The organism is Paenibacillus glycanilyticus, from assembly GCF_023715145.1.
Taxonomy (GTDB): domain Bacteria; phylum Bacillota; class Bacilli; order Paenibacillales; family Paenibacillaceae; genus Pristimantibacillus; species Pristimantibacillus glycanilyticus_A.
The window spans coordinates 50,937-76,070 of sequence record NZ_JAMBNP010000015.1 but is presented as its reverse complement, the minus strand read 5'-3'; the positions used below and the strand labels follow the sequence as shown (position 1 = coordinate 76,070).

16 protein-coding genes are annotated in these 25,134 nt (G+C 51.7%); 2 read left to right on the top strand and 14 right to left on the bottom strand.

Translation table 11 applies throughout. The features are described 5' to 3' along the window. Nucleotides 1–3: 3 nt before the first annotated feature. Together M3194_RS27705 and M3194_RS27700 are read right to left on the bottom strand one after the other, a co-directional pair. The gene (locus M3194_RS27705) at nucleotides 4–1,104 is read right to left on the bottom strand and encodes a Gfo/Idh/MocA family protein (protein WP_251657360.1); all 1,101 of its coding nucleotides are present in this window, start codon (nucleotides 1,102–1,104) and stop codon (nucleotides 4–6) included. A 375-nt stretch (nucleotides 1,105–1,479) separates the two neighbouring features. After that, on the bottom strand, nucleotides 1,480–5,994 hold the full coding sequence (locus M3194_RS27700; RefSeq protein WP_251657359.1) for an S-layer homology domain-containing protein: 4,515 nt from the start codon (nucleotides 5,992–5,994) through the stop codon (nucleotides 1,480–1,482). A gap of 455 nt (nucleotides 5,995–6,449) precedes the next feature. Here M3194_RS27700 and M3194_RS27695 point away from each other — a divergent pair, with 455 nt between their 5' ends. Further along, nucleotides 6,450–10,265: a fibronectin type III domain-containing protein gene (locus M3194_RS27695; RefSeq protein WP_251657358.1), complete on the top strand. Its 3,816-nt coding sequence runs from the start codon at nucleotides 6,450–6,452 to the stop codon at nucleotides 10,263–10,265. A gap of 140 nt (nucleotides 10,266–10,405) precedes the next feature. Here the strand turns inward: M3194_RS27695 and M3194_RS27690 are convergent, their stop codons facing one another. From M3194_RS27690 to M3194_RS27655, 8 genes are all read right to left on the bottom strand, one after another. Continuing rightward, nucleotides 10,406–14,077 carry a non-ribosomal peptide synthetase family protein gene (locus tag M3194_RS27690; RefSeq protein ID WP_251657357.1) on the bottom strand — a complete coding sequence of 1,224 codons (3,672 nt, stop codon included), beginning with the start codon at nucleotides 14,075–14,077 and terminating at the stop codon, nucleotides 10,406–10,408. Nucleotides 14,078–14,148: 71 nt separating this feature from the next. Continuing rightward, nucleotides 14,149–15,900, bottom strand: a complete 1,752-nt coding sequence (locus tag M3194_RS27685) for a methyl-accepting chemotaxis protein (protein ID WP_251657356.1) — start codon at nucleotides 15,898–15,900, stop codon at nucleotides 14,149–14,151. Between the two features lie 352 nt (nucleotides 15,901–16,252). Further along, entirely contained in the window at nucleotides 16,253–17,530 is a 1,278-nt protein-coding gene (locus M3194_RS27680; RefSeq protein ID WP_251657355.1) for an MFS transporter, read from the bottom strand. 176 nt (nucleotides 17,531–17,706) lie between these two features. Next, nucleotides 17,707–18,561 (bottom strand): carbohydrate ABC transporter permease, encoded by an 855-nt coding sequence (locus tag M3194_RS27675; protein ID WP_251657354.1) that lies wholly within the window; start codon nucleotides 18,559–18,561, stop codon nucleotides 17,707–17,709. Between the two features lie 3 nt (nucleotides 18,562–18,564). Continuing rightward, the gene (locus tag M3194_RS27670) at nucleotides 18,565–19,539 is read right to left on the bottom strand and encodes a carbohydrate ABC transporter permease (RefSeq protein ID WP_251657353.1); all 975 of its coding nucleotides are present in this window, start codon (nucleotides 19,537–19,539) and stop codon (nucleotides 18,565–18,567) included. A 62-nt stretch (nucleotides 19,540–19,601) separates the two neighbouring features. Further along, nucleotides 19,602–21,020 (bottom strand): ABC transporter substrate-binding protein, encoded by a 1,419-nt coding sequence (locus M3194_RS27665; protein ID WP_251657352.1) that lies wholly within the window; start codon nucleotides 21,018–21,020, stop codon nucleotides 19,602–19,604. 222 nt (nucleotides 21,021–21,242) lie between these two features. After that, the gene (locus M3194_RS27660; protein WP_251657351.1) at nucleotides 21,243–21,929 is read right to left on the bottom strand and encodes an LrgB family protein; all 687 of its coding nucleotides are present in this window, start codon (nucleotides 21,927–21,929) and stop codon (nucleotides 21,243–21,245) included. Beyond that, on the bottom strand, nucleotides 21,922–22,275 hold the full coding sequence (locus tag M3194_RS27655) for a CidA/LrgA family protein (protein WP_251657350.1): 354 nt from the start codon (nucleotides 22,273–22,275) through the stop codon (nucleotides 21,922–21,924). The genes M3194_RS27660 and M3194_RS27655 overlap by 8 nt, the downstream gene beginning before the upstream one ends. A 176-nt stretch (nucleotides 22,276–22,451) precedes the next feature. Between M3194_RS27655 and M3194_RS27650 the strand changes: the two genes are divergently transcribed. Then, entirely contained in the window at nucleotides 22,452–22,712 is a 261-nt protein-coding gene (locus M3194_RS27650) for a DUF2167 domain-containing protein (protein ID WP_251657349.1), read from the top strand. A gap of 10 nt (nucleotides 22,713–22,722) precedes the next feature. Here the strand turns inward: M3194_RS27650 and M3194_RS27645 are convergent, their stop codons facing one another. From M3194_RS27645 to M3194_RS27630, 4 genes are all read right to left on the bottom strand, one after another. Continuing rightward, complete coding sequence (locus tag M3194_RS27645; protein ID WP_251657348.1) at nucleotides 22,723–23,064, bottom strand: helix-turn-helix domain-containing protein; 342 nt, start codon at nucleotides 23,062–23,064, stop codon at nucleotides 22,723–22,725. 51 nt (nucleotides 23,065–23,115) lie between these two features. Then, entirely contained in the window at nucleotides 23,116–23,325 is a 210-nt protein-coding gene (locus M3194_RS27640) for a hypothetical protein (protein ID WP_251657347.1), read from the bottom strand. A 56-nt stretch (nucleotides 23,326–23,381) separates the two neighbouring features. Beyond that, a complete protein-coding gene (locus M3194_RS27635) occupies nucleotides 23,382–24,194 on the bottom strand; it encodes a GNAT family N-acetyltransferase (protein WP_251657346.1) in 813 nt (270 codons plus the stop codon). A gap of 147 nt (nucleotides 24,195–24,341) precedes the next feature. Next, entirely contained in the window at nucleotides 24,342–24,677 is a 336-nt protein-coding gene (locus tag M3194_RS27630; RefSeq protein ID WP_251657345.1) for a hypothetical protein, read from the bottom strand. Nucleotides 24,678–25,134: the final 457 nt, after the last annotated feature.

The window sequence follows — 25,134 nt, the reverse complement described above, 5'->3', positions numbered from 1 at the left end:
CCCTTACTTCATTAATTCATTCACGTACACATAGCGTTCTTCCACAATCGACTTCTCCGCGGCCAGCGCGATCAGCAGCGCATCACGGCCAACAAAAGCGGATGCGAAAGGCTGCTTGCCTTCCTTCACGCTCTTCACGAATTCAATCCTCTGCGTTTGTCCGCCGGTATGACCGCCCATAATCGAGTCCGAGGTCACATCGATATCGAGATGATCGCGGGTGAAGTTCTGTCCGCCCACGATATCGATCGTCTTATCGTTCTTCGCCACCATCTGGCCGCCGTTCTCCCCGATTAATCCGATCTCAAGGCCATCCCCCATCAGATTGCGGGGCTTCAGATACATGCACAATCCCAGATTCGCTTTGCTTCCGTTCTCGTATTCAATCGTTACAAAGGCGTGGTCCACAATGGATACGTCTTCAATTGGCTTAGCCGGATAATGAGTGTAGGAGTTGGTGATCATATTCGGCTGCCCTTGCTTCATCACATGTTGTCCGCCGGTTGCAAACACCCGTACAGGCTTCGAGCCGATCATCCAGTTGAAAATATCAAAGTGATGGCAGTCCTTCTCGACCAGCGCGCCGCCCGATTTGTTCTTGTCGTAGAACCATTCCGTCGGCGGGAACGGATCGCGGAATTCCTTGCACCACATCAGCTTGACATCGCCAAGACGTCCCCGCTCCAGCTCTTCGGCCATTCTCTTGTATACATTGGAGTAGCGGTACACGAGACCGATCTGCAGGATGCGGTCGCTTGCTTCTGCCGCTTCAATGATCGCGTTGCAATCCTCAATGGTATGCGCAACGGGCTTTTCCAGAAAGACATGCTTGCCGGCTTCGAGAAACGCGACCGCCACCTCGCGGTGCAAATAGTTAGGGACGCTGATGACAACCGCGTCGATATCCTCTTTATGTAACAGTTCCTTGTAGTCCTGAACGATTACCGGACTGCTGTTCTTCAATTCCGCCAGCGTACGGTCCACATTCGCCTGGCTCATATCGCAAATATAGTTCACCTTGCAATCCGGCAGCAGATCAAAACCGATGCAATGATGCGAGCCCATATCTCCAACGCCGATAAATGCCATTCTCAGTTTTTCCATGTCTACACTCTCCATCAATAATTTTGCGCCAAATATGATCCAGATTATTACAACTCATGGCGAGTACTCGTTTTCATGTTCTGATAATAACGCAGCCTTCACGACAAGTCAACAATTTTTGGGTAAAATACCTGACATATTTGCGCCAAATATTTTTTTATCATTATTTTCAGTTTTAATGCGGGTTTTTCGCTAAAAGTTTTAACTATTTACTCCATAAAAATTGTCAATATGACATCAATAAGTCAGGTTTTTATATATTGTTTGCGCCAAATAAATTTCTATTTAGGCAAAATGCGATAAGTTTTTGCTCGATATTGTCCTATCAAGTAAAAAAGACTGCCCGGTTTCCCGGACAGCCTTCTTGTTCAACCTCTATTTCAACAGCATTTCCATCAAACGGAGGGTGAGAACTGCGGCCTCCGCGCGGGACACGCCTTCCTGCGGACGGAAGAAGCCGTCTTCGTCCCCAATCATTAGACCAAGCTGCTTCGCCTTACTCACACTATCCGCTGCCCAGCTGCTAATCCGATCCGCATCCCGGTAATTGCCCGAAGCCGGTCCGGAGACCGCTCCCCCGGAGGCCTTCGCTGCCGCCCGGACAACCAGGACCGCCAGCTCCTCGCGCGAAATTTCTTCGTTTGGCTTAAACGCATCGCCATATCCAATCATTAGTCCTGCTGCCAATACCTCTTTCAACTCCTCTGCATACCATGCCTGCGCCGGAACATCCCGGAACGGAATTTCCACTCCATCCCCCGAGTCCGTTCCCAGCCCCGGCATTCTCGCCAGCATGGCCGCAAGCTCGGCGCGCGTAACGGAGCGGCCGGGAGCAAACCTGCCGGCATCCACGCCTTGCATCACCTGCTTGGCGGCTAGCGCTTGAATGGCAGCTGCCGCCCAATGACCAGCCGGAACATCGCTGTATGTCTTCTCGTATTGCAGCCATTGATAGGTTCCCGATCCCGCTATGCGCGCCGTTAACAGGCCGTCCTTCCATACCGCGGCCGCAGCCTTCAGCCGGTCGCCTTCGATCCTATAAAGATTAATGGCCTTTACAGCCTTCGAGTCCGCCTTCACCGATACCCGAATAGGCTCTGTTGTGAAATCAAACGTTTTCTCTCCTGCTGCCGTTGTTACGGCAAACCCCAAGGAGAATGCATGCCCGATGCCTTGCGCTTTGGCTTTATCCTTCTCCGCGTAAGAGGCTATATCCGCAGCTGCCGCAAGGGTAATGGACAGCCAGGCCGAACCGTCGCCAGCCTGCTCCTTCGCCTTGGCCAGCAGAGCACCCGGCATTTCGAAGCTCAAGTCCCCGCTCGAAACCACGATAGGCGGATTGCCCGTTAACGCCGAAGCCCGAAGCGGCAGCTCTATGCTGTTCTTTCCCGCAAGCAGATTAACCGCAAGCTTCCCGTTCGTAATTACCGGATCGTTAATGCGCTGCACGCTTCCGTTATCCGGCGCCGAACCATTCCCGCCGCCTGCGCTGCCAGACGAGCCAGACACAGTAAGACTTCCAACTTCGTACCTTCCATCCGGGCGTTTCCCTTCAATCGCCAGCTCCATGCCCGGCGCTTCCGTTGCCGGATCGATGACGGCAATCAGCAATTTGTAGCTGCCCGCCGCAAGCGACGAGGGCAAATCCAGCTGATTATCAAGCACATGCCTGCCCGGCAGTAATGTGCGAAGATCGGTATCCTGCTGCTGCTTGTACACAATCGTTCCACTTGCGTCAGCAAGACTGTATTCCAGCTTCCAATCCTGATAGAACGGAGCTACGCCTTTGTTGTTCAGCACCGTATCCAGGGACAAGGATGTCCCGCGGGCAGCCGAGCCGGCATGCTTAACGGCCTCCACCACATAGCGGTAGCCCATCATTTTCTGCATCGTCTCGATGTTTGATTGTATGGCCGTTCCGTAAGCCGTACGCGCCGGAGAAGAAGGCCCAAGCCACGAGGTATGGCTGACCCGCATCTGGCGCAGCGATTCCATGATGGCATCGTCGGTCAGCCAGCTCTCCGGGTTGCCGTTGGCAAATTCGCCGCCGGAATATGCATATTTCCAGAAGTCCGGCATGACGGACGCCGCTTGGGCAGCTGCAGCATCTGCCGGATCGTCCACGAACTCGCCAATCCCCGACCAGCCGTTCTGCGTCCAGCCTACCCATTCATCCGTGCTGGATTTGATGCCAAACACATCGTTAAACAGACCAACCCGCTGCTCGCTTGCGATCGGGAACGGCTTTCTCATCCCAATCTGCTTGCGGGTGAACGCGTCCAAATAATGCTGTACGTATTGATCGGATATACTCAGCTTCGGAAACACCCCGGAGCCGCTTGGCCAAGTATGCCATTCGCCCCAGTGGCCGAGACTTCCCAGCTGCACGTAGGCAATCCGCTGGTCATTGTCATAACGCTCAGCCACCTTGGCAATCATCCGTTCATGTTCGGCGAGCAGCAACGCGCTATTGTAGTTTGGACTGAAGCCGGATCCAACCTCCTGCGTATCGTACCAGGTGCCGGCATTCCCTTCCGCCGCCAGCTCGTCATACAGCCAATCCGGAATATCCTTATGCGTCGGATCCGCCGTAGGCGTATCCAGCACAATCCTCAGATTAATCCGTTTGCCCTGCGAAGCCCAATAAGCGAACTGGTATTTCCGCTCGATGCCTTCCCAGTCAAACTGACCCTTCACCGGCTCGAGCTCTCGCCACGTGATTCCCGCATAGACCATGCTGTGCTGCTGGGGATAAGCCGTACCGTCCGGCTTAGAGGAATCCTTCGCCCAGGCCACCCAGCCCATATAAGGATTGTTCAGCAGCTCAAAGCTTTGGCGCGGATAAAACACATCCGTTGCCTCATGCGTCTGCACGGTGTTATCCACGGTCAGCGGAGCACCGCCGCCAGTCGGCAGCTGAAGCATTCCCCGGTTGATGAAGCCAAGCTTGACGGGTACCGGTTCATCAAGTCCCAGCTGATCCAGGTAGACGTTGATTTCAAGCGAGTCGCCGGTTACCGCCAGATATACCGTACCCTTCTCCACCCAAGCCTGCTGCCGGTATTCGTACAAGGTGCCGCGGTCGATTTTGTAATCGAAGCCCTCCTCCGTCCATAAGCCTGCCGAAGCCCCGGTATTCTCGTTGCCGTCCGTATTCAGGTAATAGACGTTGCGGAGATCCAGATTACCACCCGTCACGCGGACGTACAGCTTGCGTTCATCCTGAACAGCATCAAGCCGATAAGGCGCGCCGCTTGCCGAAGCCCCGATCTCCACCCCGCTCCAGTCGCTGTCGTCGCCGTCCACCGTAATCATTGATCCGTTGCTCTTGAGCGGAATAACGGCAGGATCGCCGCTAGCATCAGGCGAGGCGTACGAATTACTGAGGAACCCGGCATGAATGGACTGTTCATCCGCAATTCCCAGCTCGCCGAGCGGCACGGACCATTCGATCACTTTATGATCGCCGGTCCCCATACTGACATAAGGAAACACCGTATCCGTCTGCTCCCAGCCGCCGCTTCCGCTGGAAGCGTACAGAATGGCCGTCTGAACCAGATACTCGGCTCCGAGCTTGCCTGCCCAGGCCCAGCTGGAGGTTCCGGTAGAAGGATTTTTGTCGATATCAAGGAATAGATGCTCCCACAGATTAGGGAATTCGGCGTTATCAATCCGGCCGTCAATGAGGGCGTACAGCTTCCCGCCGGCAACAGAAGTCTTCACGGTTGTAAGACCGTCAGCCGTCACTGTCAGAGGCTGGATGCCAGCCCAATCCGACGCATCGCCATCCACCGATAACTGCGGCTTCGCAACAAGGCTGATCTCAGCAGGATCTCCGGCAGGGTCCGGCATGGCGTAGCTATTGCTTAGAAAAGCCATATGAACGTCCTTCGCGTCACCGGCATGCAGATCCGCAAGCGGCAGCGTCCATTCAATCGTCTTGGCATCTCCCGTTCCCGATCGGGCATAGCTTAATCCGGTCGCCGCCTCCTGCCATCCGCCGCTGCCATTTGCCTCATAGAGAAGACCGGACTGAACGAGATATTCCGAGCCCAGCGTTCCCGCCCAAGCCCACATGGCATTGCCGGTCGAGGGCTTACGGTCAACATCGATTAATAAGTGCTCCCACAAATCCGGAAATTCCCCATTATCAATACGTCCCTCGATCAGCATATGAAGAGCATCCGCCGATACCGCGTACTTCACGGCCGTTTTCCCGTCGCTGCTGCGCAGCAGCTCCGGCACATCCGCCCATTCCGCTCCATTGCCATCGATTGCGAGATCAGCTGGCGGAGGCGGAGCATCCTGCGCCGCGCCGCCGGAGGAGGATGGCTGCACCGAGACCATAAGCTCGCCAAGCTCCGGCAGCATCGCTCCTTCCGAGAAGAGGCCAACCTTGATCTTCCCGGCAGGATCAGCGGCCGAAAGCGAACTCAGATCAATCTCGTATTCCGCCAAGGTCTCGGAATCCTCAAGCACTGCCTGTCCCCGCTGTACCCAATCCCCATTCTCGAAGGCGTACACGTTACGGTCCTCAACCTTGTAGTCAATACCGGTTGAATCCTTCCATCCCGCAATCGCCGCGCCAGTCGCCGAGTCATTGTCGGCATTTATGTACAGCGTCTTGGACCGGTCCATCCCTTGACCCTTCGCCATGACATAAAGCTTGCCGTCCTGATTAACCGCCTTGATCAGCTCCATCCGGTTACTGGCCGTTGCCTGATCCGCGGATCCTCCATCCCAATCCTCAAAATTGCCGTACAGCGTTGCCGTTCCGGAGCCGGCTCCCGCTTCCGCCGCGGCCGGCAGTCCGGCTGCCGGAAGCGCCCCTATCATGACAGTCAATGCCGTCAACGCCGCTTTCTTGCCCATGGTCCATTCCTTGCTCATCGTTTCCCCATCCCTTCGGTTTCTTTGAAGCGATTTTCGACGAACTGCCTTATACACGTCCCCTGATCTGGATGCCTCCTTATCTTTTCAGCGCAAGGCGCTTGTTGCCCCTCATTCTAGTAAATATTTACACAAATTTCAATCATTTTTAGGAAAATATTTATATGGTTTGCCGCAAATAATTTAGGGAGTTGATATCTAATCTCCTTTCTCTTTAGAGTCGTTAATCACGGTTATGGACAGCTTGTCCTCTGAATACGTAGGAATTTAATCATTGTAATCGCTCGATTGCTGGATTATAATGGCGTCGTTGGCGCATGAGAATTTATTGATTTCGTTACGTTTTTTCGTTATTTTTGCGCCAAATATTTCAATAGATTTAGGGGGTGAATTTTCGGAATTTTCAAATGTATTGAAGCAGGTTTTCTATTTCAAGAAAAAGAGGAGTGACAATTTTGCCTACAGCCATTTATCGTTTGGCTCGCCGAATGCTCACCGCATCCCTTGTTCTGCTTCTGCTGTTTCCGACATTCAAAGCCCCCGGCTTGACCCCATCGGCCCATGCTGCCATTGGCAAGGATCCGCTCTACGGCAAAGTGCCCGGACTTAGCCAATACAGCCGGGTAATGATCTGGTACGGCACCAACACCGCCACCCAGACTCAGCTTGACTCCCTGAAGACGTACGATCTTGTTATCCTGGAGCCAACGATCCGCATCATTAACGTGGCAAAAAATCAATTCTATTTCGAGACCTTTACCCCCAATCAAGTCAACGAAGTGAAACGAGGCGCAGACGGAATCCTCGGCACCGCCGACGATGTTATCGTGCTTGCCTATATGTCGGTCGGGGAGCTAGCCACCTCCAGCGTATTTACCGGCTTTACCGGCGACATGACCATTCAGAACGGCAAGGACGTCGGCCTGCTTCCGGCCGACTACAGCGGTCCAAGCGGCCCGCTGCATGGCCCCAACCCTTGGAACTACAACAGCTCGGGCACTTACATAAACGTTGAGGGAGGCGCCGCGCCCGACGGCACTTATAATTCCGGCTACAGCAGCTATAACGGCATCTCCATCGCAAGCGACTATTCCTCTACCGGCAATCTGCTCAGCTGGGGAAATAATGGCCTGATGCCCTGGTATTTGGATCAGCAAGGGACCTGGGTGAACGATACCCGCTATATGTACGGAGGGTATTGGAAATCCGGAGACGGCATCCCGGACAAGAACAAAACTTATGGCGGAGGTTATATTAACGGCGGGGATCCCACGTGGAAAAAGCTCATTACCTTCATGACCGACAAGCTGGAGCATGATGCCGGGTACGACGGCGTATTCCTCGACACGGTTGATACGCCGGATCCCATTGGCGGCGCCGGCCCTACCACCTCATGGGGACCACGCGGCAATTTTGGCTTTACGGCCAAAGGAATGGTCGAGCTGGTTGAGGCCGTCAAAGCGGTGGATCCTACCAAAATCGTAGCCGCTAACCGGGGCTACTGGTATTTCAACCCGGATGAAGGAACCTCCCAATTCGCCGAGCGCTACCGGCATGCGATTAATATTTTCCTGACGGAATCCTGGTATTTCAACCCCTACATCACGTCAGGCTCCAAGTTCTATGACGAGAACCCGGCTTTCGCGGATAACTGGAACACGAATTCCGCCTCCCCTACCTACCGCAGCCGCGACAACTTCGGAGGCTTCTGGAAAGACTACATGAACGCCCAGGCGAATCAGCCAGACGGCTTCAACATCATCATTTGCGACTTCACCATTCCCTCCACCGGCACGAACAAATGGATGAACGAGATTGTCAGTAACAGCGGCTATATGGGTTACGATGTCAGCGGCGCCACCCATTTCGCCAACATGTACCATGATGCGAGAAACTGGCTGGATGCGAGCGGCCATCCCTCCTCCTCCCTGGCAGGCACGCATCCGACCGATCTGCACGGCGGCTTCAACATTGACGGCCAGTTTAACGACTGGACGAACGAGACGCCGGTCTACAGCGACCCGGCCGGCGGCAATGCCAAAGGCATTACGAAGGTATACGCCAAGTTTGCCGGAGACAAGTTCGCGATGAAGATTGACTCGTTATCGGCGTTAAATATGCAAGGCGAGATGCTCTACTTCGATTATGACAAGAAGGGGACAGCGGGCTGGCAGGGTGTAGCTTGGCCAATCACACCCGACTCGCGGATCTATTTCGAGAACATGAACAAGGTCTATCTCGCTCCCCACGTGAGCGGGCAAGCGGATGTGTTCAAGTTTCCCACAACTACCGTCGGCAACAACGGCTGGCCGGTGCTTGCGAAGCAGTCCGGCAATTCGGTCGAGCTGATGTTTGACGCGGATTATCTCTTCAGCGGCGCGATGGCCGGCCAAGAAATATGGATGTGGTTCCGGACGGCCAACTTCGGCGGATCATCGGTCAAATTCACCGTACCGGGATCTCCCGCCGTACCCGGCACTCCGACAGGTCTATCCGCATCGCCGGGCAACGGGCAGGCCGCTCTGAGCTGGAGTCCAAACTCGGAATCCAATCTCGCGGGCTATAACGTTTACCGGGGCGGAACAAAGATTAACAGTTCGCTGGTCGCCAGCCCTTCCTATACGGCAACGGGACTGACGAACGGCACCAGCTACAGCTTCCAGGTTGCTGCCGTCAATACAAACGGCGTTCAATCGCCTTTAAGCACGGCGGTATCCGTTACTCCTGCAGCCCCGGCTGCACCGTCTGCTCCAACCGGACTAACGGCCGCGGCCGGTAACGGGCAGGCTGTTCTGAGCTGGACAGCTAACGCGGGACCTAATCTGTCGGGTTATAACATTTACAGGAACGGCGCGAAAGTGAACGGCTCCTTAATTAACGCCACTTCTTACACCAATACCGGATTAACGAACGGAACGTCTTACAGCTTCCAAGTTTCCGCCGTGAACAGCGCGGGTCTGGAGTCGCCGTTAAGCTCTTCCGTATCCGTTACTCCAACAAGCACATCCGGAACGGTCATTACTATCGACGGATCGGCCTCCGACTGGAGCGGCATCAACTCGCTTGCTACGGGCACATCCGATGTTCAGTCCTTAAAGGCAGCGAATACAACAACCCAGCTCTATCTGCTCGTCCAAGGCAATAACCTGAACGTGAAAGGCCAGCTGTTCCTCGATACGGACAACAACCGGTTGACCGGCTATAATGCGGCAGGCTGGACGGCATCCGGAGCGGAGAGCGGCGCCGAATACATGATCGAGAACAATCTCGTCTACCGCAATACGGCGGCCGGCTGGTCCTGGACATCCGTCCGTACGCTGAGCACCTCCGAATTCCAGCGGAACAACAACGTCGTTGAGCTGTCGATCCCGCTCTCCATCCTTAACCTTTCGAGCGGCAGCACCATTCGCGCGGGTTATATCAGCAACGACTCCACGGTGAACCGGCTGCCGGGAAGCGGCGGCATATTGCCTAGTTATACCTTGGGCAGCGGAACAGGAGGAGGCGGAACTACCCCGGATACGACCGCTCCCGCCGTACCCGCCGGACTTGCGGCAGCGGCAGGCAGCACTCAGGTTACCCTGTCCTGGTCGGCCAACACCGAATCCGACCTTCAGGGCTATAACCTGTACCGGGGAACAACAAAGGTAAATGCAACGCCAATAACCGGAATGTCCTACACGGCAACGGGACTGACCAACGGAACCTCCTATTCGTTCCAGATCAGCGCGGTGGATACGAGCGGCAACGAATCTGCCAAATCAACGTCCGTCAGCGCCACTCCGCAAGCCTCAACTACGATTACGATCGACGGCAGCGCAAATGATTGGGGCTCGGTATCGGCATTAAACAGCAGCGCCGGCGGAACGATTACCGCTCTGAAGGCGAAGAACGACGGCGCCAATCTGTATCTGCTTATTCAAGGCAGCGGCCTTAACGCCAAAAGCCAGTTCTACCTGAACACGGACAATAACACCTCCACCGGCTATAATCCGGCGAACTGGGCAACAAGCGGAGTAGATACCATGCTCGAAAATCAAAACCTGTTCGCCTACAGCGGAACCAACAACGGCTGGACCTGGAGCCTCGCCTCCACGATTAGCGCAGCCCAATTCGTCCGCAATGATACCGTCATCGAGCTTGCGATTCCGCTGTCTTCACTTGGCCTTAGCGCAGGCAGCACGATTCGAGTCGGATTCATTGCCAATGATTCAACCGCGAACCGCCTTCCAGCGTCAAACGGTTCACTGCTAAGCTATACATTGTCGTAATTCCCGGAACAACCGCCTCTTTCCTAGCAGCAGCTCAGGTGTGGAGGCAACCATCCTGAGCCGTTACAAATAAGGGGCAGCCCCGTCGTCATGAATTAACGACGGGACTGCCCCTTCTATTTTTCGAGCTGCTATTTCGATTAAACAGTCACCAACGCTTTCGGGAAGTAACCGATTTTAACGGCATGATCCATCATATTCCCCATAAAGCGATGGTCTGGCGCAGCGCATGTTACGCCAATCGCCTGCAAGGCCGCATAAGTGGATTCGCATCCGTAACGGTAACCGGAATCCTTCGCGCCATCCCCTTCTAGCTGGGCGATCGCCAGCTTGACGCCTTCCGCGTTTTTGGGAATCGATGCGTCAAACAGCCAGGCCGTATAAGCTTCCGGCTCCAGCAAGTCCACCTGGTAGCCATAGCTGCGGATCAGATCAATCCATTTGGCATAAGTAAGAGTCTGCGGATTGCAAATATGATACAGGCGTCCCGCGCGATCCGGCTGCAGCGCAAGCGAAGCAATTGCTTTGCCCGCGTAATCAATGGGAGTGAAATCAACCTCCCACTGCACCTTTGGCGCCTTGCCGAGCAGCAGCATCGCCTTCAGCATGCGGTAAAATGAGTTGCTGTCGATATTCCGCTGGAACAAACCGCTTCCTGAATGACTGGACAAGTTGCCTGCCCGGTAAATGTTGACTTGCAGCCCTTCGCCTGCCGCGGACATCAGCGCTTTCTCCGCTTCCATCTTGCTGTTCGTATACAGATTCTCCACCTTGAGGTCAGGACGCAGCGCCTGCTCGCGCACAACCTCTTCCCACTGCCCGCTTAACGCCAAATCCTCCGGAATGCCCAGCGTAGAAACATGGTGGAACCTGGCTGGCTTCACGCATGCCTTGGCAAGATCGATAAGAGCAAGCGTGCCCGCAATGTTCGTCTTCGCGAACTGTTCTTCCTCGCCGAAATGCCTGACGTCCGCCGCGCTGTGAATAATCGCGTCAAGCGTCCCCAGAAGCTTCTGTCTCACCTCGGGCACGATGCCCAAATTCTCTTGCTCCAAGTCGCCCTCTACCGCGATTACCCGGTCCTTGACAAGCTCCTTAACCGATGAGCCAAAGAAGTACTCCATATGAGCCTGAATCCGGACCAATCCGGAGTCAATGCCCGGCCGCACCAGACAATATACCGTCGCCGCGCTTTGTTCAAGCAGCTCATACAGCAGATATGCGCCTAGATAGCCGGTGGCCCCCGTCAAAAAGATGGCATTAGGCTTACCGCGGCTTTCGTCCTGCGCCCCTCCGAGCAACGGGATCGGCGGCTCTTCATTCAGCGGAACGGCCGGCCCGGATAGCTTCGCGGAGCGCTCCTCCGCCTGAGGCTGTTCTGCCTGCAGCTGCTCGATCCTGGCGGATAAAGCCTCCACCGTCCGGCATTGGAAGAAGTCATTGATCTTCAGCTCCGGATATTCCGGCTTCAGGAGCACGAGAACATGAATAATCGCCAGCGAATCGCCGCCAATCGAGAAGAAATCATCGTACCTCCCGACTTGCTCCAGCCTAAGCGCCTCCTGCCAAGCTGCCGCGACATTCCGCTCAATATCCGTCGCCGGCATGACGAAGCCTTCATCGGCAACTGCCGTCTCCATATGATTGTAGCGCTGCAGGCCTTTGCGATCGATTTTGCCCGTTGGCGAAGTGGGGATTACATTCAGCTGCACAATCCATTTCGGAACAAAATAAGACGGCAGCTTCGTCCCCAGCATTCGCTTAATAACCGCAGACGGAAGCTGTCCCCCGTCTTTCGTCGTGAAATAACCGACCAGCATATTTTGACCGTCCGTATCCTTCTTGCATATAACCGCAACGTCTTGCACGTCCGGAATTTTCGCAAAGCTGTCTTCGATTTCCCCTATTTCAATGCGGTGACCGCGGATCTTGATTTGAGAGTCGCGCCGGCCTACGTATTCGACCGTCCCATCCGGCAGCAGCTTCGCGATATCGCCGGATTTGTAGATTTTCCCTTCGCCAAACGGATTCTCGATAAAGGCTTCGGCCGTTTTCTCCGGCTGGTTCAAATACCCCTTCGCGAGACCTACCGTAGAAATATACACCTCGCCATGCACGTTCACCGGGCAGAGCTGGTTCTCCTCGTTAACGATGTAAACCTTGTAATTGTGAATCGGCTTGCCGATAGGAACGTTCGTGAGGTCATCCGGGATAAAGCCTTTTACCGTAAACGTTGTTGTGCAAACCGTGCATTCGGTTGGCCCGTAGACATTAACAATGTCGATGGCATCCTGGAATTTGCGCTGGAATGCCCGAACCTGCTCGCCGTATAACGCTTCGCCCGCTACCGTGATAAGCTTGACCCCCGACAGCTTGCGATAGCCCTCTTCCGAGAGATAAGCGGACAGCTGATTAAAGAATACCGTTGGCAGGATCGTAATAATCGTCGTGCCCGTTCTCTCAATGGCGCTTGCGAATTCCTCAACGGATACCCGTTCATCGGGAGACAGCAGGTACAAATGCGCACCGTAAAACAAGGCTCCGACCGTATCCCATACGGAAGCGTCAAAGCTGTACGTTGCGAATTGAGTGAGTACGTCCTCGGGACCGATCTGGCAATCCGTACGGACCGTCTCGCCCAGGTTAACGACGCCTTCATGTGCGATCAGCGCGCCCTTCGGCCTTCCCGTGGAGCCTGAAGTATATATGATATAGGCAAGATCCTGGGGAGTAATCCCAATCTCGACATTACAGACGCCTTCATAAACCTCCGTCATTCCGGAGTCCATCGCGATGATTTCCTTGACCGTAGACACTCCTTCGCACAGCAGAGCTGCCTGCGCTTCATAAGCTGTCTTGGTCAATATATAGGCGGATGCCGTGTCCGATAAAATATAGCGGTTGCGGTCTTCCGGATGCTCGGGATCAACCGGTACGTACACGCCGCCCGCCTTGAGGATGCCAAGCAGGCTGACGATAAGCTCCAGGCTCCGCTCCATAAAGATGGTTACAAACTCGCCCTTCTGAAGCCCGCGGTTTAACAGCATCCGGGCCGTACTGTTGGCTAACTCGTTTAATTCCCGGTACGTAAGCCGGCCGTGAACCGAAGAGAGCGCGATCCGATCCGGATAAGCGGCCGCGGCCTGCTCGAACATGCCATGAATCGTCTTGGTTGTATCGTAAGGAAACGCCGTATCGTTCATGAGATCATAGACCGCTCGGTCAGCCTCGGTCAGAATATCGACGGAGGCAATCAGGCTGCCCGCATCCGCGAGAGCTGTCTCCAGCAGCGCATAATAGTACAACATATACCTGCGGATCGTGCCTTCATGAAGCACCGAGCTGTCATAGTCCACGCGCAGCATCCAGCGGTCCTCCTCATGAAGCACCTGCCAGTTCAGCAGCTCTTGCACCGTGCTAACCGGCTGACCGCATGAGAACCGAGTATCGAACTGAAGCTCCGGCGCCGTGACAGCCCCGGCAGCCGCTTGCTCGCTAATCGTTTTTTTCAGACTCGCGAAGGTCTGCTTCTGTTCGAAGCTTAGAAGAAGAGGTACGGCCTTTCCGCCCGTTGTCATCCACTCCGCCATAATGTCGGTTTCCCCGGACAACCGGTACAGCAGCGCCATATAGGCAGCTGCCAGCATTTCCTCCGCATTGCCGTTCAAGGCTTGCAGCTTTGCGTTTAAGCGATCCTCCAAGCCTGCTTCTACTGTTAAGTAGGAATACGTGCGGCCGTGACGTGATGAATCAAGCGGGATAAATAGCGGTAAATTTTCCGTTAAATTGTGGTATGGATTAATCTCCGTCATATCTCTATACTCCTCCGTGCAGTAAAATGCCCCCGCACCGGGTCCGATGCGGGGATTGAACAGTGTCGGCCTTAACCTTTAACCTGGAATTGGTTAAGCAGCTGCTGAAGTTTCTCCGACAGAGCCGTAAGCTCCGTTGAAGATCCCACGATTGCGGACATGCTTTCCTTCTGCTCTTCGACAGAATCGGATATTTTGGCGCTGTTTACAGCCGTAACGCTTACCGCCGCCGACAGGCTTTCGGACGTTGCCGTAAGCTCCTCGGTACCTGCCGACAGCTCCTCCGTGGAGCTCGACACCTCTTGAATTTGCATCGTTACGTTTTGGGTAGCCTGCAAAATTTCGTTCAACAGCTGCTCCGTTGTGTTCGTAATCTTCAAGCCGTCAATAACCTCGTAAGTGCCCTGCTCCAGTGCCTGCACAGCAATCCCGATCACGTCCTGAATTTCCTTCACGAGCTCGGAGATTTGATTAGCGGATTGGTCGGACTGCTCCGCCAGCTTCCTGACCTCGCCGGCCACGACGGCAAAGCCTTTGCCATGCTCGCCTACCCGCGCAGCTTCGATCGCCGCATTTAATGCCAGCAAGTTGGTCTGACCGGAGATGTTCATAATGATCGAGACGATATTCTCGATTTCCTGCGAACGGCTGTCCAGCAGTTTAATCGCGCTTGTCGATTTGCTCACAACGCTCTGAATCTGCTCCATTTGCGTCATGACCTGCTTAACGGCCGCATTGCCTTCAATGGATTTTTGCTCCATGTCGTAGGCCTCATGCGCAACCCTCGAAGAGTTTTCCGCGATGGTCTGAATAACGACGGCAAGCTCGGACATGGCTCTCGCCGTATCCATGGTTGCCTGCTTCTGCTCCACGATGCCCCCCGAGATTTCCTGCACGCTTGCCGTGATCTGGTTCGTATTCTTGCTGTTCAGCTCCGACACTTCATGCAGGTTCTTGGCGGAGTTCGTAACGGCATGCGAGGTATGCTGAACTTGCAGCATCATATCGTTAATCTGGCTGACCATCTGATTGAATTTCTTGTTCACCGTTCCAAGGTCATCCGGACCTGTCTTCAGTTCTACATTCAGGTTGCCGGTGCTGACTACTTCAATACCGCGCACCAGGTCCTTAATAGGTCTCATCGTGCGGCGGGATACAAAGAATTGGATGAGGAAGATGATCAGCATAAAAATAACCATAATGGTAATGCCGTTCACGAGAAGCTTATGAAGCCCCTCCGGAACAGCGCTGGCATCCACGTCGGCAGCGAAGAAGGCAAGCGTCTCGCCTTGCTCATTAACAACCGGATAAAGAACCGACGTCCAGGTGCCAAAGCTGTCGGAATAGAAGCTTGTAAATGTCGGCTTTCCGGTCTTCAGCATTTTGGCAACCGCATTTGCCATCGCCGCCGGCTGCTCGTACATATCGCCGATATTTATGTTCTCGGGCGAGAATGCTTCTACGAGACTCGTAGGCATGGCGACAAGCGAGGTTTTATTCCCATCCTCAAGCTCCGTGCCAAACAGGTACGCTTGAGCGATATTTGGGTTATATCTGTGAATTTCATCTAATTGCACCTGCAGCTTCGCCTGTGCCGATCCTTGGTAGCTCTTTTGCTCTATTGCCTGCGCAACGACAGCCGGATCGATTTCTTTTGCCCACTCCTGCGTAATCGCAATGATCTGACCGCGCAGCTGTTCTATCAGGATGGTTTTTTGAGTCATATAACTGGAAGAGATTAGAATCGTGCCAATCAAAATAATGTTAATAAAGGCTAGCAGCAACATCTTTGTGAAAAAGGACAACCGTCTGATCAACAACATCTGTAAACGCTCCTAGTATGATTTAATTGTCTATTTGGCTGCATATATCAAATATCGAAGCGTAATAAACCCCCTTTTCCGGATAATGAATGGAATAATTTCTGAAAAAAATATTCGAACACTCATAATGCTGCCAAATTTCGACATAGACTATTATATAGTATCGTACTTTTTAACTATAAGTTGAATAGCATTTCGAAAAAAATCGGGAAAGATAATTATACATTTTGTAATAATTTCGTTAAAAAATGATTAATACATAGTTCTTTTGCACTAATTCTCGTTCCGACACAACAAAAAAGCAGCATTTCCGCAAAACGGAAATGCTGCTTTTTGTCACCCATTGGATCTATTATTTTTTTCTGGACCAGATCACGACCGGCACAAGCAGCAAGGCCAGCGCTCCGCCCGCAAGCGACAGCGCGGCATAGCTGGAATGGGACACGATCATGCCGGACAGCACTCCGCCTGAAGCACCGGATAGGGCAACCAGCACATCCACGGTTCCTTGCGTCTTGGCGCGGGTAACCGGATCTGCGGAATCTACAATAATGGCCGTGCCGCTAATTAAACCAAAATTCCAGCCAAGTCCAAGCAGCGACAGGGCAATAATCAGCACCAGCATCGAATCGGCAGGAGCCGCCGCTGCCACGAGGCCCGCGGAGAGCAGAACAACGCCTGACGCGATGGATATCGCCGTCCGGCCGATTTTATCGGCTAGAATTCCCGTAATAAGCGAAGGCAAATACATGAATCCGATATGAATGCCAATGACTAAGCCTACATCGCTAAGGCTACGCCCATGATGCTTCATATGAATGGGCGTCATCGTCATAATGGCAACCATGACGATCTGAGTCAGAATCATAACGCTCGCTCCAACGATTAGACCTTTGTTACTGCCCTTTTGAGCCTTCTTAACAGCATCCGCGGGCTTGCTCTGCATGGCGGCTTGGTCGCTGTGAATCGCTTTGGCCACGATAAAGGGGTCGGGACGCAGGAAAATAAAGAAGACCAGGCCTGCCAGAATAAAAGCCGCGGCACCCAGCATAAACGGCCCTGCCAGGGCGGGCACCCCAACGGAAGAGGCAAAATTCCCCGTTACATCCACCAGATTGGGGCCCGCAACGGCTCCTAAAGTCGTTGAGACCATCGCGATGCTAATCGATTTGGCCCGCTGATCCGGCCTTGCCAAATCCGTGCCCGCATATCGGGCCTGCAGGTTTGTTGCCGTTCCCGCTCCATAAACGACGAACGAAATAAACAAGAGCCATATGCTGTTATTTACGGCAGCCAGTATAACGCCAAGCGCCCCTATTCCCCCCGCAAAAAATCCCGCCGATAGACCAAGCCTGCGCCCGTATTGCTGCGAAATACGACCTACCAGCATGGCGGCTGCAGCTGAACCAAGGGTGAACAAAGCCGAAGGAAGGCCGGCAAGGCTTTCCGACCCCAGCATATCCTGCGCAAGAAGCGCCCCGACGGTTACCCCCGCCGCAAGCCCCGCGCCCCCGAAGATTTGGGACAGAACAACGATCAGGAGCGACCGTTTATACAGCTTTTGCTGCAGATCAACGGAAGCATATGGATTCAAGCGGCTGTCTGTCTGCAATTGCGGTTCATGCGTCATCGCTTAGAACCACCTTTCTATTCAAGTTCAATTAACGTATTTTATCATCAGCAGCCGTCTAGGTGGTATATATTTGTTTTCCCAAATTCTTGATAGCCAAATAACAAGAGCCTGATCAGCAGATGCGCTAATCAGGCTCTTGTTATTTGGCTAGGTATTTAACCGGCTTAACAATGCTATTCCTTCACGCCGCCAAGTGCTACGCCTGCAATAATATAGCGGGATAACAGGAAGTAAATGACGAACAAAGGCAAGGCCGTCAGGGCTAGGCCCATATAGATCGAGCCAAACTCCGTCTTGTAGATATCGCCCTTAAGCAAGCTGACCATAATCGGCAGCGTATACTTCGATTTGTCCGTGAGCAGGATCAGCGGCATAAACAGGTTGTTCCAGCTTGCCACAAAGGCGAAGATGGCTTGAGTCGCCACGGCCGGCATCATGATCGGGATAATGATTTTGTTGAAGGTCGCAAATTCGCCGGAGCCGTCAATCCGCGCTGCCTCCACAATCTCCAGCGACAGCGTTGCCAGCAGATACTGGCGCATGAAGAACACAATCGCCGGGGCTGCAATGGCAGGCAGGATCAGCGGCAGGAAGCTGTTCGTCCAATGCAGCTGATACATGAACTGGTAGAAGCCGATGGCGCTGGCCTGCGCCGGAATCATCATGACGCACAGGATAAACGTGAAGAAGGTCTGGCGCCATTTCCAGTTGTACACGACAAGCCCGTATGCGGTTAATGACGAGAAATATACCGCGCAGACCGTCGATGTTGCGGAGATGATGAAGGAATTCAGGAACCCTTTTAACGGATCAAAGCTCTTACTGGTCAGCACGTCCCAGTTGGTCTTCAAATGGGACGACGGCAGCAGCGACAGACCGCTTTGAATTTCCGCCGTAGAACGAGTAGCATTGACGAACATCACCCAGAATGGAAGGATGCTAAGCAGCGCAAGGCCGATGCAGACGACATAAATGATCGTCTTGTTAATGCCTCGGGATACCGATGCCGTACTTTCTATTTTCGCCATCCCTCACACCCCCTTTGCCGCTGCTTTTGCAGCTTTCTCTTGCAGCTTCATTTGCTTTCTAAGCTTCGCCTCGCCGCGATCGCGCATCAGATAGAACAAGAGCGCAGACAGCACAGCCGCAATGAGGAACATGATCATGCTTGCTGCGGCAGCCTTGTTATACATGTAGCTTCCCTTGAACGCTTGCCCGTATATAAATACCGAGGTCGTTAAGGTGGCATTGTCCGGACCGCCCGCCGGAGTAATAAACAGCTGCGGGATATCGAACATCTGCAGACCGCCGATCATGGAGGTAACAAGCGAATACAGCAGGATCGTTCGAAGACTTGGCAGCGTAACCCGGAAGAAGGTTTGGGTTCCGCTTGCCCCATCAATAGCCGCAGCCTCAAAGAGTGCCGGATTGATTCCCATAACCCCCGCGATCAGAATGATCATGGTGTTGCCGTACCACATCCAGAATTGAATAAACGAAACAATGCCCCTCGCCGTGTTCTTATCCTGCAGGAATTGAATGGGAGCGTCGATCCAGCCGAGCGCTTGGAGCAGGCTGTTCACTGGCCCCATCGGATAAGCGAACAAGGTGCTGAAAAGCACGGCGATTGTACTCGCCGTGATAATATTCGGCATGTAGAGCAGAACCTTAAATGCGCCTTGTCCCTTGATATTGAGGCGTTTATTGGTGAACCACGCCGTAAGGAAGAGCGCAAGGCCGATCTGCGGGATGAAGTTGGCAATCCAAAGTACAAACGTGTTCACAAGAGATTGTCTGAACGATACGTTCTCGAGGATCAGATCTTTAAAGTTCTGAAACGGATTATCCAGAATATGAACCGGTTTGGGTATAACCCCTTTCATATCCGTGAAGCCGATAAAGGCGGTGTAAAGCGTAGGATACAAAGAGAAAATAAGAAACGCTAGTATAAAAGGAATACTGAAAATATAGCCGTATTTCGAGTAGTTGACTCCCTTGCGGCGCATGCTCTCACCCCATCAATTGATATAAAGGGGCGGGATCATGCTCCCGCCCCTTTGGCGCCCTCTTATTCGCTTTCGATACCGAGCTGGTCTTTAACCGTTTGCTTGAAGTCTTTTAGCGCATCCTCGCGGCTCTTGCTGCCGGAAGCGTATGCGCGCACTTGATCGCGCCAGATCAGGTTGATCGATTCATCGTATTGCGTCAGGTTTTTGCCCGTTGCGTTAGCGTTAGCCGGAACAAAGGCTTCGAACATGTTTTGTCCGCCGAGCAATGGAACCTCGCCGTTCGATTTGCCCATTACAACAGAGGAAGCAACGCTGTCCTTCGTACCTTGCTCGCCCGCCTTCATCGTGCCGTTAGCCCAGAAGTACTGAAGGCCTGTTTCGGAAGTATCAAGCGTAACCCACTTGATGAAGTCCGCAACCGCTTGTTTCTTCGCATCGTCCTTCGTTACGTCTTTGTTCGCGAGGAGCCAAGTGCCGCCCCAGAAGAAGCCTGTCGTTGGCTCGGTAACCGCCCAATCGCCGTTTGTATCTTTGACTTGCCCGTTCATAACGTAGTTAATAAGCCATGCTGGACCAAAGAAACCAAATACCGGTTTCGCGCCGGTGCCGGACATGTCCGCGTACCAAGCTTCCTGCCAGTCCTGCGTTCCGTTGCTGTAGCCGTTGTCTGTCAGCGACTTGGAATAATCAAGGAATTGCTCGCGTTTCGGATCGACGTGAAGCTTGCCGTCAACGATCCAGCCCTTGTCGGAGCTGTTCTCGATCGGATGCCAGATGTCGCCGTCACCGGACACGATCGCATAGCCTTTTGCCTTCAGCTTGTCAGCTGCAGCAAAGTATTTATCCCAGCCTGGGCCAACTTCGTTCTTGATGGCTGCCGGATCGTCCGTGCCGAATACATCCTTGGCGATCGAACGGCGATAGATGAAGCCGCCGCCGGTTGCTTGATAACCAAGACCCTTCAGCTCTCCGTCCTTGCTGCCGATATCAACGGAATATTGGGCTATGCCCGCGTCTTTCACCATTTGATCGGTAAGGCCCAAGTCCGCATAGTTAGCGGAATAGCTGGACGCGTCACCTTGCGTATACTTGAGAACAAACGCCGCTTCAGCCGCGAAGATGTCCGGGGCGTCGCTGCCGCCACCAGCCAAAGCCTGGTCAAGCGCGGGCTGATAAGCACCGTCGGTCGTTGCGATTACGGTTGTTTTGAACTCTACGTTTGCGTCTGGATGAGTCTCGATGTACTTTTTCGTCATGTTCGGTATTTCATCCGTGAAGCTCCAGAGATTGATGGTGACTTTCTTGCCATCGCTTTTTGCCGGTTCCTCGGAAGCAGCCGCAGATGCTGTCGGGCTAGGGCTAGATGAGTTTGAATCTGAATTCGAATTCGAGTTTGAGTTTCCGCCACAGGCTGCGAGAGCTGTTGTCATCACAAGCAGCGTGGAGATCCCCATTAAAGCACGTTTCATTCGTTTCATACTTTGCCTCCCTTTTAATGATCCTTGTATTTGTGCGTTTAATTTGTAACCGCATTCATAATTATATGACCAAAAATTTACAGGCGTAAGGAATCCATTATTGGGAAAAATTCCACTTTTATTGGTTTTTTCTGCCAAAGTCATAGATAAGTAGTAACGAAAAAAGGTACCCCTCGATAAATAACGACAGGTACCTTATTCTCGGTTCTTCTTACGCTCTTCTTACAACCACCAAATTAACGGTATGCAAAATAACGGTGTCAGAATGCTCGACAGTCCCATGGCGAATGCGCTGATCCCGCCTTGGATCTCGGAATCCCGCATGATGCGCGCCGTACCAATGCCATGCGCTGCCGTCCCCATTGCGGCTCCAATCGCGAGATCGCTGCGAAACCTGCACAAGCGAAGCAGGATAGGTCCCATCATGCTGCCAAGGAGGCCCGTCAATACGGCGAATACGCCAGCGAGCTCGGGTGTTCCGCCTAACAAATCCGCAATTTCAATGGCAATCGGCGTTGTTACCGATTTGGGCATCATGGTGAGCATCATTTGTTCCGAAGCATGCAGAAGACCGCTAATCCCCCATACCGCGAGCAATCCGCATAATAATCCGGCACTGACGGCTATAACAATAGGCACAAGCTGATCTCTTAGCTTTTGAAAGTTTTTGTAAAACGGTACGGCAAGAGCAACCGTAGCTGGCCCGAGGAAAAAGGTAATTATATCCCCTCCCGCACTGTAAGCTTCATAAGGAATATCGCAAAGCAGCAGCAATAAAATAAGGCCTCCCGATGTCAAGAACAAAGGGTTTAACCATCTATAGCGGCTATTAAGGAGCTGGGCTCCCACATAGAACAATACGGTAATCGCAATGCCAAACAACGGCTGTTGAAACCAGGCATCATTCATAGGTCCGTTCCTTCGCTTTTCCGGATTGCCAGGCCATAACCCCTGCGGTAACGAGCAGAACTATCATCGTTGCGGCGACCAAAGTAACGGCTGCCGCAAACCATTGGTCTCCGATAACTCCAAAGAACATCATGGTACCCACGATGATAGGCGCAAAGAAAATCATCATATGCTTCAAAAAAAATTGAGCCGTCTCCTCGATCCAGGCCAGCTTCACCCATCCTGCAAATAAACTCACAACCAGCAGTACCATCCCTATCACATTCCCCGAGATCGGTACGGACAGCAGGCTGTGAATGGCATTCCCCAACAAAGTATACCCAAGCAATATTGCTAATCCTCTCAAAAGCCGACATCTCCCTTAATACTTTCTTATTTTCGCGTAACATAACTCATAAGAATAATAGCCCTTATGCGAAGAAAAGCGCAACGCCGATGTAATGGATTAGCGAAAAATAGAAGCCTATCTCCGTCTGTATCTAGAATCCTATTTTTTTGTAAGGATAGGACGGCACGGAGCAAATGAACGAAGAGCTCGACGAGTCGAATCGTCTCTACGTCGAAGACTGGGACGTTGCGCCTTTCTACGACGACAAGATGCACAGCCTGGCATGGTCGCTGCTTGCGCATGATGCCACCGAGGCCAAGCTCATTAATTATAATGTTCGTGTTCTAAGCAGGCAGGGGGTTGTGTCGGCCGTCTTGGTCTCCGACCCGGAGTATCTGGCAGCTGACCGGCAGACGATGGAAGACAAGGTGATGCCTGCTTCTGATCTGGCATAGAATGAGATAACTATTGATTAAGCATATTGTAATCAATCCACTTATTTATTTCCGTTTCATTATAAAACTTTTGATTCCCAACACTAATATATGGAATATACCTATAGGTGTCGTAAACTTGAAGCCCCTTCTTCTGTTCGATTTGATTCTTAATAAGCCAATCAAAATCCTCTTTTGAAATTCCCATGTATTGGGCTGCCTCATCCGAAGTCATCAATGCTTTTGTCTGAGTAGTGGTATGAATGGATTGATTAGGCGACTGTAGCCCATTGGTTATAATCCAAGCGGATAGAACTAGGCATCCTCCGAGGAGGATAATTGAAATTGGCAGCAATATATTCTCTCTTTTCACTTTTAACCTCCAAATAAATATCACTCTATGTATTGTTCAACAACCTATAGATTATAGAATTCTACTTTTCCTAAGAATAGCTCTTAATATTAAAACAACGGCAAGTGTTACATATGCATATCCCATTTTTAAATAAAGTTTAATTATGTCTTCCGGTGTAACTGGTTTATTGAAAAAAACAAAATAGCCTATATATACGACATATCCAATTGAGCAGAGTGTAATAATTTCTGCAACTAATTTAAACCATTTTTTAGACATGTAATTACCTCCACAAACCGCGTGGTTAAGCTGCCGTTCTCCCGTCAACCTAACATTCATTGTGGTTTATATCCATAGTAATCTTGTGAATGTACCACTTTGAATCCAACCGATTCATATAGCCCAAGAGCATGCTCGTTTTTTGTTTCGACTTCCAAGTGTACGGAGTATCCGGCCGAGCTTTGTTCTTTAATGATTTGGCGCAACACTTTTCTGCCTATCCCTTTGCCTTGATATTCTGGTAAAATGGCAAATCCATAAATCCACGCCTGCCCCTCGTCTCGAATCACTCTAACTTTCCCTACCGTTCCTTCGTTCACATCAACCATTAAGATATCCCTCAGTGTCTTGCTCTCCATTACTCTCGCATCTTCTTCGTTCTCTGCGAATGCCGTAACGGATATTCGCACGCACATTTCGTAATCTTCTGATGTTGCTTGCCTGAGCCGCACACCATCGGTTTCCTCGATAGAACTACCTTTCCATTCCATTTGATGCTCCGAAAATTCATACTCAGCACCTTGATTACTCAAGAAAGCTTTTGCTGAACTGGATCCCGCAGGCGCGTTCAATAATATTTTCTTGTATCCGTTTTGTTTAATCTTTTCCATTCCTAGCAGGAACAATTGATGGAAATGTCCCTTTAGCCGTTCCCTTGGATGAACCATCCCGCATACTTCGACTGTAGAACCAAAAGCGTACAAACCCAAAAACGCTACAAGCTCGTCATTTTCATAATGAAAAAAATCCAACTGATCCGATCCGCGGTTTCTAAGCATTTCCCAATTAAGTTTTAGTTGTATAGGATCATGATTCTCGCACTCTTTTTGCAGATGTTCTATATCTATTAATTGTTGTGGCGTTAGCATTTTTTCTCCTTTGGTTACTTATTTAAAAGGCGCTTATTATCTTTGATTTCATCCTCAGTTAATCGTCCCAGTTTCATCTTAGCAAGAAGAACTTCTCAATTACCATTTTATGGTATTTATTAATCATTTCACGCTCCTGCTGTCTTTTTAGTTGTCTTTCCCGCCTATGCGATTTCCATTTTCATCGTAGTACGTTATTGTTATCGGTTCTGGCATTAATTCATTTTTAAGTGGGTTATATCCACCGTCTCCGTACCACTCATGAATCCTGTATTTTTCACTTCGAACAAACCAGTTTTTATAGTCGTAGTAATACACATCCACATCCAAAAACGCACTTACTTCGGCAAGCATTTTTGTGCCATCTTGCTCAACCATCTGCTCCTCGATACTTGCAGTATAAAATAGTGAAATGAACCACCCCCAAAAACATCCAAAGCCAACAGCTGCCAACAGTACTATCGTCCCGACTGTACGAATCAACACAGCGAACCTTTTCTTGTACATTTGTAGACAAGCTATAAATCCACAAGAAAATGCGGCAACCAAAAGTAGCAACAGGTAACTTGGATCAATAAAAAGTTCTTGATTATTGATTTCAAGCTGTACACTAGACCAGCCGGCAGATTGTAAATCGCATGCCCGATATTATCGCTCCGATAATCTGATGAACGTAAACCTCATCGACCTCAAGGTAACACTCGCCTTTTTCTATGACAGCCTAACCGTCCCTTTCATGGACTGTTTCTGTTATATATCCTACTACTACAGTGTCAATCTCTGCGACCCAGAAAGAATCCCGGATATAGTTCCTTAGAATCTCTTCGGTATTTGCCCCAAACAGAAAGCCTTATTTATTAACATTATGCGGGTATAAGAAAAGACTAAAAGTGAATAATATGCTCAATAAATTTCTCTTTTTTTTTGGAGGAGTCTGAGT